Here is a 14,056-nt window from a genome sequence, read left to right on the forward strand (position 1 = left end):
GCGAGGGGGGAAAACGGAGGCGAAAAAGTCGCGGCGGGTCACAAAACATCCGGCGGCGGTACCGCCGGAAAGGGGTTAGGGCGTACCGCACACCTCGCAGTGAGGGTTACGCGGCAGCGTCATTTCGCGGAACTGACAGCGCATGGCGTCGTACATGACGATTTTGCCGGTCGCCGGGCTGCCGTAGCGGGCGAGTAGCTTAATCGCCTCCATCGCCTGTAGTGAACCAATGATGCCAACCAGCGGCGCCATGACGCCGGCCTCGACGCAGGTGAGGGCGTTGTCGCCAAACAGGCGGCTCAGGCAGCGGTAGCAGGGTTCATCTTCCTGATACGTAAAGACGCTGATTTGTCCCTCCATGCGAATCGCGGCGCCGGAGACCAGCGGCGTTTTATGGCGGAAACATCCGGCGTTGAGCTGGTTACGGATCGCGACGTTGTCGGTACAGTCGAGCACCAGATCGTGGGCGGCGATTTGCGCCGCCAGCGCCGCGTCTTCCAGCCGTGCGTTGAGCGTCGTGAGCTGAACGTGGGGATTCATCCGCGCCAGCGCGCCGCGGGCGGAGTCGACCTTCGGCTGGCCGATGGTGGCGTCGCTGTGCAGGGTCTGGCGCTGAAGGTTGGAGAGCGACACGGTATCGAAATCGAGCAGGGTAAGCTGGCCGACGCCTGCCGCCGCCAGATACTGCGCGGCGGCGCAGCCCAGCCCGCCGAGGCCGACGACCAGCACGCGCGAGGCTTTCAGCTGCTCCTGACCGTCAAAATCGAAATCGCGAAGAATAATCTGCCGGTTATAGCGCAGCATCTCCGCATCGCTCAGCTCCACGCCCATTACAGCCCTCCGAACAGATGATTAAACGGCTCGACTTCCACCCATTCGCCGGCTTCCACGTTGCCGCGCTCGCGCTCCAGCACGATAAAGCAGTTGCCGAGGCTGAATGAGCTAAAGATATGCGAGCCCTGGTGACCGGTGCTGTTTACCACCAGCTCGCCGTCCGGGCCGCGCTGCAGCACACCGCGTTGAAAATCGAGACGGCCCGGCGATTTTTTCAGATGGGTTGCGGCGCGCACGCGCAGGCGCATCGGCTGAGCCTGCCCGACGTTGCCGGACAGCTTCGCCAGCAGCGGCTGAACCAGTTGGTAGAAGGTCAGCGTGGCGGAAACCGGGTTACCCGGCAGGCCGCAGAACCAGCTATGGCCGAGCTTGCCGAAGGCGAAAGGTTTACCCGGCTTAATCGCCAGCTTCCAGAAGCCGATTTCCCCCAGCTCTTCGAGGATCGCTTTGGTGTAGTCCGCCTCGCCGACGGAAACGCCCCCGGAGCTTATCACCACGTCGGCCTGCTGGTCTGCCTGGATAAAGGCTTCGCGCAGTTTAGCCGGGTCGTCGGGAATAATGCCGAGGTTAATCACTTCGCAGCCCAGCTCCTGCAGCATCAGGTGTACCGCCAGGCGGTTGGTATCGTAAATTTGCCCGTCGGCCAGCGGCTGGCCCGGCAGCTGGAGCTCATCGCCGGTGGAGAACACCGCCACCCGCACTTTACGCACCACGTCAACCTCGGCAATGCCCAGCGAGGCGATGACCGGCAGCTCGGCGGCGGTCAGGCGGGTTCCCGCGGGGAAGACGACCGCGCCATGAGCGATATCTTCGCCGAGACGACGGATATTCTGCCCGTTTTTCACCGGGGCGATAAAGCGGATCCCATCATCGGTTTGTTCGGTCTGCTCCTGCATGACCACCGCGTCGCAGCCTTCCGGTACCGGCGCGCCGGTCATAATGCGGATACAGGCGCCCGCGGGCCAGACGCCGTTATAGGGTTGACCGGCGAAGGCCTTGCCCGCCACCGGCAGCGCTGCGCCGTCGGCGAGATCCGCCAGGCGTACGGCGTAGCCGTCCATCGCCGAGTTATCAAAACCGGGAACGTTGAGCGGTGAAACGAGATCATGGGCGGTCACGCGCGAAAAGGCCTGCAACAGCGGTACGGTTTCCGTCGCATTCAGCGGCGTAATACGAGTGAGCATCTGGGTCAGGGCTGTGTCGAGCGGCATCAGTCCGGCGGTAAAATCCATGGGTTTCTCCTGCGGGCAAACATCGAAAACGCCTATTATGGCAGAAAAGAGGGGCGGGCTATATGCCACCTGGGTACAAGCTTTACATCACCGTCCGCTCTTTCTATATTCAAAAATTGTATAGGACAGTCAGCACGATAATGATATTTATACACTTTATCGGTAAGGAACGGCGTAATGGGTAAGGCGGTTATAGCAATTCACGGCGGGGCCGGGGCGATTAGCCGCGCGCAGATGACGCCGGCGCGCGAGCGGGAGTACGTAACGGCGCTGTCGGCGATTGTCGATAGCGGACAAAAAATGCTGGCGGCCGGGGCCAGCGCGCTGGATGCGGTAACCGAAGCGGTCCGGCTGCTGGAGGAGTGCCCGTTATTTAACGCCGGTATTGGCTCGGTATTTACCCGCGATAGCCGCCATGAACTCGATGCCTGCGTGATGGATGGCTGCCGCTTGCAGGCCGGCGCCGTGGCGGGAGTTCAGCATTTACGTAATCCGGTGCTGGCGGCGCGCCTGGTGCTGGAACAGAGCCCGCATGTGCTGTTGATTGGCGAGGGGGCGGAAGCGTTTGCCGCTGCCCACGGTATGGAACGGGTCGATAACAGCCTGTTTTCGACCCCCGAGCGCTTGCTGCAGCTGCGTCAGGCGCAGGAGGGCGGCGATATCGTGCTCGACCACCACGCCGCGCCGCTGGATGAGCGGCACAAAATGGGCACCGTCGGCGCGGTTGCGCTGGATCTGGCGGGTAACCTCGCGGCGGCGACATCAACCGGCGGAATGACCAATAAGCTGCCGGGACGCGTCGGCGATAGCCCGCTGCCGGGGGCGGGCTGCTATGCCAATAACGCCAGCGTCGCCGTTTCCTGTACCGGCACCGGCGAGGTGTTTATGCGTACGCTGGCGGCTTACGATATTTCGGCGCTGGTGGAGTACAGCCATCTCAGCCTGCAGGAGGCCTGCGAAAGGGTGGTGATGGAGAAACTTCCCGCGCTGGGCGGCAGCGGCGGCCTGATCGCCGTCGACCGTGAAGGCAACGTGGCGCTGCCGTTTAATAGTGAAGGCATGTACCGGGCCTGGTGTTATGCGGGTGATACGCCCACGATTGGTATTTATCGCGAATAAGAGGAAAGGGCGTTGCCGCATAGTCAAGAAATCGATGCTAATGATGTTCTGCAGGTGCGCGGCCTGAACGTTACGTTTAGCCAGCAGCAGCAGGCTTTTTCCGCCGTTCGCGACCTGTCGTTTACCCTGCGGCGCGGCGAGACGCTGGCGATAGTCGGCGAGTCCGGCTCGGGCAAATCGGTAACGTCGCTGGCGCTGATGCGCCTGCTCGATCGGGCGGTCAGCGAAGTGCGCAGCGATGCGCTGCTGCTGCGTCGTCGCAACCGGCAGGTGATTGAGCTGAGCGAACAGTCTGACGCCGATATGCGCGGCGTGCGCGGCGCGGATATGGCGATGATCTTTCAGGAGCCGATGACCTCGCTGAATCCGGTCTTCACTATCGGTGAACAGATTGCCGAGTCGATTCGATTACATCAGGGCCTGAAGCATGATGAGGCCCTGCGCGAAGCGAAAAAAATGCTCGATCAGGTACGCATTCCGGAAGCGGAAGCCATGCTGTCGCGCTTTCCGCATCAGCTTTCCGGCGGGATGCGTCAGCGGGTGATGATCGCCATGGCGCTCTCCTGCCGCCCGGCGGTGCTGATTGCCGATGAACCGACGACCGCGCTGGATGTGACTATCCAGGCGCAAATTTTACAGCTGATCGCCGTTCTGCAAAAAGAGATGGCGATGGGCGTTATCTTTATTACCCACGATATGGGCGTGGTGGCCGATATCGCCGATCGCGTGCTGGTGATGTATCGCGGCGAAGCGGTGGAGACCGGCAGCGTGGAGGAGATTTTCCGCGCGCCGCAGCATCCCTATACCCAGGCGCTGCTGGCCGCGGTGCCCAGGTTGGGCGCGATGCGCGGCACCTCTCTGCCGCGCCGTTTCCCGCTGCTAAACCAAAGCCCGTCGCCGGAGGAGCAGAACACCGTTGTGGCCGGGGAACCGATCCTCAAAGTTCGCGATCTGGTGGCGCGCTTTCCGCTGCGTAGCGGTATTCTCAACCGCATTACCCGTGAAGTGCATGCGGTCGAAAAAGTCAGTTTTGATTTATGGCCCGGCGAAACCCTAAGCCTGGTGGGGGAGTCGGGCTGCGGTAAATCCACCACCGGACGGGCGCTGCTGCGTCTGGTGGAAACCCAGGGCGGCAGCATCACCTTCAACGGTCAGCGAATTGATACGCTGACGGGCGGTAAGCTTCAGGCGCTGCGCCGCGATATCCAGTTTATTTTCCAGGACCCTTACGCTTCCCTAGACCCGCGGCAAACGGTGGGCTATTCGATTATGGAGCCGCTGCGCGTGCACCGCCTGCTCGAGGGGGACGCCGCCCGCGAACGTGTCGCCTGGCTACTGGAACGCGTCGGACTGGAGCCGGAACATGCCTGGCGCTATCCGCACGAGTTTTCCGGCGGCCAGCGCCAGCGCATCTGTATTGCCCGCGCGCTGGCGCTCAATCCAAAAGTGGTGATTGCCGATGAATCGGTATCGGCGCTGGACGTGTCGATACGCGCGCAAATTATCAATCTGATGCTCGATTTGCAGCGCGAGATGGGCATCGCATTTCTGTTTATTTCCCATGACATGGCGGTGGTTGAGCGCATCAGCCACCGCGTGGCGGTGATGTATCGCGGGCGCATTGTCGAAATTGGCCCGCGCCGCGCGGTGTTTGAAAACCCGCAGCATCCCTATACCCGTAAACTGATGGCCGCCGTTCCGGTAGCCGACCCTACGCATCGTCGTCCGCAGCGCGTGCTGCTCTCCGACGAGCTGCCGGGTAATATCTTCAGACGGGGCGAAGAGGGGGTGAGTACGCCGTTACAGCAGGTGGGGCCGGGGCACTTTGTCGCCAGAGAGTCCGCCGCCGACGTGCTGGCACGATAACAACGACATCCATAATGCAGCATTTCAGGAGAACAACATGACTCAACGCGTTTCAGGCAAATGGCTGTTGGCGCTGGGCGTCGCTTCGGCGCTGGCAGCGACGCCGGCTTTTGCCGCAAAAGATGTGGTGGTGGCGGTCGGTTCTAACTTTACGACCCTCGACCCCTATGATGCTAACGACACGCTGTCGCAGGCGGTGGCGAAGTCTTTCTATCAGGGGCTGTTCGGCCTGGATAAAGAGATGAAACTGCATAACGTGCTGGCGGAAAGCTATACCGTTTCTCCGGACGGGCTGGTTTATACCATTAAGCTGCACCCGGGGGTGAAGTTCCAGGACGGTACCGAGTTTAATGCCGAAGCGGTCAAGGCCAACCTCGATCGCGCCAGCAATCCGGAAAATCATCTCAAGCGCTATAACCTGTATAAAAATATCGCCAGCACCGAGGCGGTTGACCCGACGACGGTGAAAATTACCCTCAAACAGCCTTTCTCGGCGTTTATTAATATCCTGGCCCACCCGGCAACGGCGATGATTTCTCCGGCGGCGCTGAAGAAATATGGTAAAGAGATTGGTTTCCATCCGGTCGGCACCGGTCCGTACCAGCTCGACACCTGGAATCAGACCGACTTCGTTAAAGTGAAGAAGTTCGCCGGTTACTGGCAGCCGGGGCTGCCGAAGCTGGACTCCATTACCTGGCGTCCGGTGGTGGATAACAATACCCGCGCGGCGATGCTGCAGACCGGCGAAGCGCAGTTTGCGTTCCCGATCCCCTACGAGCAGGCGCCGCTGCTGGAGAAAAACAGCAAGCTGGAGCTGGTGGCCAGCCCGTCGATCATGCAGCGCTATATCAGCATGAACGTGACGCAGAAGCCGTTCGATAACCCTAAAGTGCGCGAGGCGATTAACTACGCCATCAACCGTCAGGCGCTGGTGAAGGTGGCCTTTGCGGGCTATGCCACCCCGGCGACCGGCGTGGTGCCACCGTCTATTGCCTACGCTGAAAGCTACAGCGCCTGGCCGTACGATCCGGCCAAGGCCCGCGAGCTGCTGAAAGAGGCAGGCTATCCGAATGGATTTAGCACCACGCTGTGGTCGTCGCATAACCACAGTACGGCGCAGAAAGTGCTGCAGTTTACCCAGCAGCAGCTGGCGCAGGTGGGCATTAAGGCGCAGCTGACGGCGATGGATGCGGGCCAGCGCGCGGCGGAGGTGGAAGGTAAGGGGCAGAAAGAGAGCGGCGTACGCATGTTCTACACCGGCTGGTCGGCGTCGACCGGGGAAGCTGACTGGGCGCTGTCGCCGCTGTTCGCGTCGCAAAACTGGCCGCCGACCCTATTTAATACCGCTTTCTACAGCAATCCTCAGGTCGATAAAGATCTCAACGACGCGCTGAAAACCACCGATGCGCAGGAAAAAACGCGGCTGTATAAGGACGCGCAGGATACTATCTGGAAAGAGTCGCCGTGGGTGCCGCTGGTGGTCGAAAAACTGGTCTCAGCGCACAGTAAAAATCTGACCGGATTCTATATCCAGCCGGATACCGGATTTAGCTTTGAACAGGCGGATCTTAAGTAGATAGCTGTGGGTCCCCGGGCGCAGGCTGCGGGAATTTCACGCAAGGAGAAGCATGCTCAATTATGTGATTAAACGCCTGCTGGGGCTGATCCCCACGCTGCTGATTGTGGCGGTGCTGGTGTTTCTGTTCGTGCATATGCTGCCCGGGGACCCGGCGCGGCTGATTGCCGGGCCGGAAGCGGATGCTCAGGTGGTGGGAATGGTGCGCCAGCAGTTGGGGCTCGATCGGCCGCTGCACGTGCAGTTCTGGCACTATATCAGCAATATTGTGCAGGGGGATTTCGGTACCTCGATGGCCTCGCGTCGCCCGGTAAGCAGCGAAATCGCCAGCCGTTTCATGCCCACGTTCTGGCTGACGCTCGCCAGCATGAGCTGGGCGGTAGTGTTCGGGATGGCGGCGGGGATCGTGGCGGCGGTGTGGCGCAACCGCTGGCCGGATCGCCTGGGGATGGCGCTGGCGGTGACCGGGATCTCGTTCCCGGCGTTCGCGCTCGGCATGCTGTTGATGCAGGTCTTTTCCGTTGAGCTGGGCTGGCTGCCGACGGTGGGCGCCGACAGCTGGCGCCACTATATTCTGCCTTCGCTGACCCTGGGTGCGGCGGTGGCGGCGGTGATGGCGCGCTTTACCCGCGCCTCGTTCGTCGATGTCCTGCATGAAGATTACATGCGTACCGCGCGGGCGAAAGGCGTCAGCGAAACGCTGGTGGTGCTCAAGCACGGCCTGCGCAACGCGATGATCCCGGTGGTGACCATGATGGGGCTGCAGTTCGGCTTTTTGCTCGGCGGTTCAATCGTGGTGGAGAAGGTCTTTAACTGGCCAGGCCTCGGGCGTCTGCTGGTGGACTCGGTGGAGATGCGCGATTACCCGGTGATTCAGGCGGAAGTCCTCCTGTTTTCGCTGGAGTTTATTCTTATTAATTTAGTGGTGGACGTGCTGTATGCCGCCATTAATCCAGCTATCAGGTACAAGTAAGGTGCGATTGCTCAACTGGAGAAGACAAGCGGTTATCAACGCGATGCCGGGGATTAAACCCGGGCAGATACGTACCCCATGGCACGAGTTCTGGCGGCGGTTTCGCCGTCAGCCGGTGGCGATGGGGGCGGGGATATTTGTCCTGCTGCTGATCGCGGTGGCGATCGTAGCGCCGTGGATTGCGCCGTTCGATGCGGAAAACTATTTTGATTACGACCGGCTCAACGACGGCCCGTCAATGATGCACTGGTTCGGCGTTGATTCCCTGGGGCGGGATATCTTCAGTCGGGTGCTGGTGGGGGCGCAGATCTCGCTGGCCGCCGGGGTACTCGCGGTATTCATCGGCGCGGCCATCGGCACGGTGCTTGGGCTACTGGCCGGATACTACGAAGGCTGGTGGGACCGCATTATTATGCGTATCTGTGACGTGCTGTTCGCTTTCCCGGGGATTTTGCTGGCAATTGCGGTGGTGGCGGTAATGGGAAGCGGAATGTCGAACGTGATTATCGCGGTGGCGATCTTTTCGATCCCGGCATTTGCACGTCTGGTGCGCGGCAATACTCTGGTGCTTAAGCAGCAGACCTTTATTGAGTCGGCGCGCAGCATTGGCGCCAGCGATGCTAACATCCTGTTTAATCACATCTTGCCCGGCACGGTATCGTCGATTGTGGTCTACTTTACGATGCGCATCGGCGTGTCGATTATCTCCGCCGCCAGCCTGTCATTTCTGGGGCTTGGCGCGCAGCCGCCGACGCCGGAGTGGGGGGCGATGCTCAACGAAGCGCGGGCGGATATGGTGATGGCGCCGCACGTGGCGCTGTTCCCGGCAATCGCGATTTTCCTGACGGTGCTGGCGTTTAACCTGCTGGGTGACGGCCTGCGCGATGCGCTGGATCCGAGGATAAAAGGGTAGGGGCGTGATTCCCCGGCTGCGCTGACCGGGGCTACGGATTCACCACCGTATGCGGTTTAGTAGCCCGGACAGGTGCGCAGCACCGCCTCCGGGAAAGCACTCCGCACGTTAATCCTGTGCGGTTTTGTCGCCCGGATAAGGCGCGCGAGCGCCGTCATCCGGGATACGGTCAGCGGGCGAAATTAAACCCGGCAGCCCCATAGATCGTATTCGTCGGCGTGTTCGACTTTCACCCGCACAACGTCGCCCGGTTTGACTTTACTCTCACCGTTAAGGTAGACCGCGCCGTCGATTTCCGGCGCATCGGCCATGCTGCGGCCAATTGCCCCTTCTTCATCCACTTCGTCGATCAGCACCAAAATTTCGCGACCGACTTTCTCCTGCAAGCGCTCGGCGGAGATCTGCTGCTGCAGCTGCATAAAGCGGTTCCAGCGCTCTTCTTTCACCTCTTCCGGCACCTGATCCGCCAGTTCGTTAGCGGTTGCGCCTTCTACCGGGCTGTATTTGAAGCAGCCGACGCGGTCGAGGCGGGCTTCTTTCAGGAAGTCGAGCAGCATCTGGAAATCGTCTTCCGTTTCGCCCGGGAAGCCGACGATAAAGGTCGAACGCAGGGTGAGTTCGGGACAAACTTCACGCCACTGCTTGATGCGCGCCAGCTGGCGGTCAGCGGAGCCCGGGCGTTTCATCATTTTGAGAATACGCGGGCTGGCGTGCTGCAGCGGAATATCGAGATAAGGCAGAATTTTGCCTTCCGCCATCAGCGGGATTACATCATCAACGTGCGGGTACGGATAGACGTAGTGCAGGCGCACCCAGATACCGAGCTTCGCCAGCTCTTCGCACAGGCTAACCATGCTGGTTTTGACCGGCATGCCGTTGTGGAAGCCGCTGCGATGTTTGACATCAACGCCGTAGGCGGAGGTGTCCTGAGAGATCACCAGCAGCTCTTTGACCCCGGCATCGGCCAGGCGTTTGGCTTCCGCCAGCACTTCGCCAATCGGACGGCTGACCAGATCGCCGCGCATGGACGGGATGATGCAGAAGGTGCAGCGATGGTTGCAGCCTTCGGAAATTTTTAAGTAAGCGTAATGACGGGGCGTCAGCTTCACGCCCTGTTCCGGCACCAGGCTGAGGAACGGGTTGTGTTTAGGCTTCGGCGCGTAGTGGTGGACGTGTTCCAGCACCTGTTCATAGCTGTGCGGGCCGGTAATTTCCAGCACCTTCGGATGCACTTCGCGGATCTGATCTTCTTTTGCGCCCAGGCAGCCGGTGACGATCACTTTGCCGTTTTCTTTCAACGCTTCGCCAATCGCTTCCAGCGACTCCTGCACGGCGCTATCGATAAAGCCGCAGGTGTTAACGATAACCATATCAGCGTTATCGTAGGAGGGAACCACGTCATATCCTTCGGTGCGCAGTTCAGTCAGGATACGTTCTGAGTCCACGAGATTTTTCGGGCAGCCCAGAGAGACAAAGCCGATTTTCGGCTGAGGGGTGACATTGCTCATAGCTTAAAAAGTGTTCAATTATTGGGATGGTCAGGGCAGGGATTCTACAGAGATCGGCGGAAAGTTTATACTCCTTTTCATGTTAGCCCGGCGATATCTGTGTTTCTTTTTATCGGCATGATTATCCAGATTGTTAATCAAAATAAGGGGGTTATTCAGCCATTATCTCGGCAATCGGGGGACGTCGGTTTAGATCTGGTTTAACCTGAAGCGGTAAAATAGCCGCTGCTTTTAGTCTTTATTTTTTATCAGGTTTCCCATGTTTAAAAAGTTGGGTGGTTTCGTCTGCGCGCTGGCCATGATCGGCGCGACGCCCGTTTATGCCAACGAGATGGCGTTATATTCGGTCAATACCGGTTCATTTGTTTATCACATGACCGGTAATCACGGTCAATATAACGAAAAATTCAATAACCAGTTTTTTTCCGTTGAGCGCAAGCTGTCTGCGGATTCAAAGTACAGCGCGTTGGTCGGGACCATGAAGAATAGTTTTGCCGACCGCTGCCTCTCTCTGGGAGCGCGAAGGGACTGGTACGCGGGGGCAAATGGCTGGACGTTCAAGGGCGTCTATGCCTATACCGGCGAGTTCTTCTTTAAAGCCTTTCGCGATTGCGGCGATTCAGGCACCTATCGAACGGCGAAGAAACTCACCGGCGTCGGTTTCTCTCCCTATATTTATCATGGCCTGCAGTACAATTTTACCGATTATTTCGGCGTCGAAACGGGCATTATCGTCCCGGCCATATTTGTGATGAGCGTGCAGTGGAGCTTCCGCTAATTCGCCCGAAAGAGGCTTCCGGGCGAATTTTGATTAATGGCTTTGCGCAACGCCAGCGCCTGGCGCAGCCCCCGGCGCGGTCGGTTCTCTATTATCGCGAAGCGTAAATACCGAGATTAGCGTAAACAGCCCGGCGATGCCGCCCAGAATATAATAGGTATGCGCAAAGCCGATGGTGTCGTACAAATACCCGGCCAGCGGCGAGTAAATGGCGGTGGCGATAGAGGCGACGAACAGCACCAGCAGGTAGACCGTCGAGGAGAGCTTGTTGTCGAAGTTGGCGGCGATAAATTTAAACACCGACACTAAAATCAGCGGTTTTTCCAGCGCATGCATCATTTTTACCGCGCCTATCCACACCGGACCCAGCGGAATTGCGGAGCCGACGATACGCACCGACATGATCAGCCCGGCGATGATCAGCGCCCATTTCGCGCCGGTGCGGTTTACGAACCACGGCATCAGGCATAAAAACAGGGTCTCGCCGCATACCTGAATGGAGGCCAGAATGCCGTACCAGCGATTGCCTTCTTCCGGCGTCGAAAACTGCAGAGAAAAGTACTGGGCGAACTGCTGATCGTAGGTGTCATAGATTTGCGTGACGAAAAGGGTGAAGACCAGCAGCATCCAGAACTGGCCGTTCTTGGCCAGCTCCAGGGCGTGCGAAACTTTCAGCGCGCTGCTTTTTTGCATTTCCGCTTCGGTCAGTTCGATTTTGGTCAGCATAAAGCAGATCGCCGCGATAACGATGGCGACGCTGGCCAGCCAGAAGGCGAGGTTTGGATTGCTGTCGATATATTTGCCGACGATCCACGCGGCGGCGGCCCAGCCTAACGATCCCCACATCCTGACCCGGCCGTATTCGAACTGGTAGCGCCGCGAAATTTTATCAATATACGAATCGATAACTCCGCAGCCGGAGTTGAAAATAATCCCCAGGTATACCCCGCCAAGCAGCGCGCCCAGCCAGAAGCTGTGCACCAGCAGCGGCGCATACAAATAAATAAAGAACGGGCCTACCGGCAGCAGCATGGCGACCAGGATCCAGATCAGCCGTTTTTTCAGGCCGAACTTATCGGAAATAAAGCCGAAGAAGGGCTGCATCAGCAGGGCGATAAAGGCGTTGACCGAGTAGAGCAGACCGGTTTTGGTTGCGCTAATCCCGAGATGCTGAGTGGTCCAGATAACGAAGAACGCCATGGTCGAGGACCAGGCGAAGAGGTAGAGGAAATCGAAAAGACTCAACAAGATATAGTTTCTTTTGCCGGGCGTAATCATTTCAGTTCCTTCAAGCGGTAGCGGTAAAGGTTACAAGCAGGATCGATCTGCTTGCTGCTCTTATTGAATGTTATACGTAATACATTTTATGAAATGATATGACACCTGGCGGCATTTTATGGCAATGTGAATTGCGATAATATGTGATCATTACTGCAATAAATAATTTTATTATCGTGAGTTGAAAGGTTTTTAGTTTTGAGAGCGTATAACATTTTTTACTTTTGGTCGTTGAGATCGCCGAAGAGGATTTTAATCGCCGTTGTAACATTGTAAAGGATGTTAATGACCTGAGAATTATTGATCTGCCTCATCGTTTTGTACAAAAAATGACCATATTATGGTTGTGGTAAAGGACGACAGAGGAGGAACCGCGATGAGCGTTGACAGACTGTATCGTAACCTGATGAATAAGCTGATTAATGCCAACATTGATCTCGACGCTTATTTGCAGCTGCGTAAAGCAAAAGGCTATATGTCAGTCAGCGAAAACGACCATCTACGTGATAACTTGTTTGAACTGTGCCATGAAATGCATCAACACGCGCCGCGCCTGCAGCACGCCGTCGCGCCGGAGGAGAAGGAAGCCCTGCGGCTGGCCGGCGAGGCCGTCGCTTCCGCGGCGGTCTGCCTGTTGAGCGGACATCATGACTGCCCGTCCTACATCGCTGTCGACGTAGATAAGCTGGAAAGCTGTCTGGCGGTATTGCGGCTAAATATTCATAAATTGAATGATTCTCAGCCCATTACGCACGCCTGAAATCGGGGGGAGCCTGCTCCCCCCGATTAATGTTATGTAAAAATCCCTTCCCGCTTTCCCACGCTGGCTACCCTTATCAGCATTGCTGACAAAAGGAGTATGCCATGCGCCAGACCATTAACCTGATCGCCCTTACCGCGCTGCTGTTGCCAACGGCAAGCCTTGCCGCCCAGGAGCGCGTAGAGGTGTTGCAGAACCAGCTTGAACACCCGTGGGCGCTGGCCTTTCTTCCCGACGACCGGGGGATTCTGATGACCCTGCGCGGCGGCGAGCTCCGTCTGTGGCAGCGGGATAAAGGCCTCGCGCCTGCGATTTCGGGCGTGCCGCAGGTCTGGGCCAACGGGCAGGGCGGTCTGCTGGACGTGGCGCTGGCTCCGGATTTCGCCCAGTCGCGCCGGGTCTGGCTGAGCTACGCCGAAGGCGGGAGTGACGGCAAGGCCGGGACCGCCGTGGGCTACGGCCGACTGAGCGATGACCTCCAGCGCCTGGAAAATTTCCAGGTGGTTTTCCGCCAGCAGCCGAAGCTCTCAACCGGCAATCATTTTGGCGGACGGCTGGTGTTCGACGGCCGCGGTTATCTGTTTATTGGACTCGGGGAGAATAACCAGCGTTCGACCGCTCAGGATCTCGATAAGCTGCAGGGAAAAGTGGTGCGGCTAACGGCTGATGGCAAGGTCCCGGACGATAATCCTTTTGTCGGCCAGGCCGGCGTCAGACCGGAAATCTGGTCTTACGGTATTCGCAACCCCCAGGGGATGGCGATGAACCCGTGGAGCGATACGCTGTGGTTAAATGAGCACGGGCCGCGAGGCGGGGATGAGATCAATATTCCGCAAAAAGGCAAAAACTACGGCTGGCCGCTGGCGACGCACGGCATTAACTACAGCGGCCTGCCGATCCCGGAGGCCAAAGGCAAAACGGCGGAAGGAACCGAAGCGCCGCTGTTTGTCTGGGAAAAATCGCCGGCGGTGAGCGGTATGGCGTTTTACGACGCGCAGACTTTTCCGCAGTGGCGGCACCGGCTGTTTATCGGCGCGCTGAAGGATAAATCGCTGATTGTTCTCAAGGTTGACGGCGATAACGTCACGGAACAGGAGCGGATTCTGGGCGATCGCGGAAAACGTATCCGCGATGTGCGCGTTGGACCCGATGGTTATCTGTATGTGCTAACCGACGAATCCAACGGCGAGCTGCTGAAGGTGAGACCGGCGGGCTAATA

The 14,056-nt window shown here is 58.4% G+C and carries 12 protein-coding genes; 8 read left to right on the top strand and 4 right to left on the bottom strand.

From position 1 onward, the window contains the following. Window positions 1–75 precede the first annotated feature (75 nt). The gene (moeB, locus tag BWI76_RS09080) at window positions 76–831 is read right to left on the bottom strand and encodes a molybdopterin-synthase adenylyltransferase MoeB (protein WP_004135152.1); all 756 of its coding nucleotides are present in this window, start codon (window positions 829–831) and stop codon (window positions 76–78) included. Then, on the bottom strand, window positions 831–2,066 hold the full coding sequence (gene moeA, locus BWI76_RS09085; protein WP_004135145.1) for a molybdopterin molybdotransferase MoeA: 1,236 nt from the start codon (window positions 2,064–2,066) through the stop codon (window positions 831–833). Before moeA ends, moeB begins: the two co-directional genes overlap by 1 nt. Window positions 2,067–2,243: 177 nt before the next feature. On the opposite strand from moeA, the gene iaaA reads away from it, so the two are divergent. The 5 genes from iaaA to gsiD are packed head-to-tail and all read left to right on the top strand — an operon-like array spanning window position 2,244 to window position 8,513. Further along, window positions 2,244–3,185 (top strand): beta-aspartyl-peptidase, encoded by a 942-nt coding sequence (gene iaaA / locus BWI76_RS09090; RefSeq protein WP_004135143.1) that lies wholly within the window; start codon window positions 2,244–2,246, stop codon window positions 3,183–3,185. Between the two features lie 12 nt (window positions 3,186–3,197). Continuing rightward, window positions 3,198–5,051 (top strand): glutathione ABC transporter ATP-binding protein GsiA, encoded by a 1,854-nt coding sequence (gsiA, locus tag BWI76_RS09095; protein ID WP_024360112.1) that lies wholly within the window; start codon window positions 3,198–3,200, stop codon window positions 5,049–5,051. A gap of 37 nt (window positions 5,052–5,088) precedes the next feature. Then, window positions 5,089–6,627 carry a glutathione ABC transporter substrate-binding protein GsiB gene (gene gsiB, locus BWI76_RS09100; protein ID WP_004135142.1) on the top strand — a complete coding sequence of 513 codons (1,539 nt, stop codon included), beginning with the start codon at window positions 5,089–5,091 and terminating at the stop codon, window positions 6,625–6,627. 52 nt (window positions 6,628–6,679) lie between these two features. Then, complete coding sequence (gene gsiC, locus BWI76_RS09105) at window positions 6,680–7,600, top strand: glutathione ABC transporter permease GsiC (RefSeq protein WP_004130799.1); 921 nt, start codon at window positions 6,680–6,682, stop codon at window positions 7,598–7,600. A 1-nt stretch (window position 7,601) separates the two neighbouring features. Continuing rightward, a complete protein-coding gene (gsiD, locus tag BWI76_RS09110) occupies window positions 7,602–8,513 on the top strand; it encodes a glutathione ABC transporter permease GsiD (RefSeq protein ID WP_004135139.1) in 912 nt (303 codons plus the stop codon). A 182-nt stretch (window positions 8,514–8,695) separates the two neighbouring features. Here gsiD and rimO read toward each other — a convergent pair whose 3' ends face one another. Then, a complete protein-coding gene (gene rimO, locus BWI76_RS09115) occupies window positions 8,696–10,021 on the bottom strand; it encodes a 30S ribosomal protein S12 methylthiotransferase RimO (protein WP_004135138.1) in 1,326 nt (441 codons plus the stop codon). Between the two features lie 298 nt (window positions 10,022–10,319). On the opposite strand from rimO, the gene BWI76_RS09120 reads away from it, so the two are divergent. Continuing rightward, window positions 10,320–10,799: a hypothetical protein gene (locus tag BWI76_RS09120; protein WP_165775004.1), complete on the top strand. Its 480-nt coding sequence runs from the start codon at window positions 10,320–10,322 to the stop codon at window positions 10,797–10,799. 33 nt (window positions 10,800–10,832) lie between these two features. On the opposite strand, the gene BWI76_RS09125 is transcribed toward BWI76_RS09120, so the two are convergent. Next, window positions 10,833–12,074, bottom strand: a complete 1,242-nt coding sequence (locus BWI76_RS09125) for an oligosaccharide MFS transporter (protein ID WP_024360110.1) — start codon at window positions 12,072–12,074, stop codon at window positions 10,833–10,835. A gap of 379 nt (window positions 12,075–12,453) precedes the next feature. Between BWI76_RS09125 and bssR the strand changes: the two genes are divergently transcribed. After that, window positions 12,454–12,837 (top strand): biofilm formation regulator BssR, encoded by a 384-nt coding sequence (gene bssR / locus BWI76_RS09130; RefSeq protein WP_004135130.1) that lies wholly within the window; start codon window positions 12,454–12,456, stop codon window positions 12,835–12,837. A gap of 104 nt (window positions 12,838–12,941) precedes the next feature. Beyond that, window positions 12,942–14,054 (top strand): PQQ-dependent sugar dehydrogenase, encoded by a 1,113-nt coding sequence (locus BWI76_RS09135; protein WP_049086372.1) that lies wholly within the window; start codon window positions 12,942–12,944, stop codon window positions 14,052–14,054. The last annotated feature ends 2 nt before the right edge of the window (window positions 14,055–14,056 follow it).

The sequence above is a fragment of the Klebsiella sp. M5al genome (genome assembly GCF_002090195.1).
Classification (GTDB): domain Bacteria; phylum Pseudomonadota; class Gammaproteobacteria; order Enterobacterales; family Enterobacteriaceae; genus Klebsiella; species Klebsiella grimontii.

What these genes read in the sequence shown, in the direction of transcription:
- BWI76_RS09135 (WP_049086372.1), top strand. Translation starts at nt 12,942, where the DNA reads ATGCGCCAGACCATTAACCTGATCGCCCTTACCGCGCTGCTGTTGCCA.
- gsiC (WP_004130799.1), top strand. Translation starts at nt 6,680, where the DNA reads ATGCTCAATTATGTGATTAAACGCCTGCTGGGGCTGATCCCCACGCTG.
- moeB (WP_004135152.1), bottom strand. Translation starts at nt 831, where the DNA reads ATGGGCGTGGAGCTGAGCGATGCGGAGATGCTGCGCTATAACCGGCAG.
- iaaA (WP_004135143.1), top strand. Translation starts at nt 2,244, where the DNA reads ATGGGTAAGGCGGTTATAGCAATTCACGGCGGGGCCGGGGCGATTAGC.
- gsiB (WP_004135142.1), top strand. Translation starts at nt 5,089, where the DNA reads ATGACTCAACGCGTTTCAGGCAAATGGCTGTTGGCGCTGGGCGTCGCT.
- BWI76_RS09120 (WP_165775004.1), top strand. Translation starts at nt 10,320, where the DNA reads ATGATCGGCGCGACGCCCGTTTATGCCAACGAGATGGCGTTATATTCG.
- rimO (WP_004135138.1), bottom strand. Translation starts at nt 10,021, where the DNA reads ATGAGCAATGTCACCCCTCAGCCGAAAATCGGCTTTGTCTCTCTGGGC.
- bssR (WP_004135130.1), top strand. Translation starts at nt 12,454, where the DNA reads ATGAGCGTTGACAGACTGTATCGTAACCTGATGAATAAGCTGATTAAT.
- moeA (WP_004135145.1), bottom strand. Translation starts at nt 2,066, where the DNA reads ATGGATTTTACCGCCGGACTGATGCCGCTCGACACAGCCCTGACCCAG.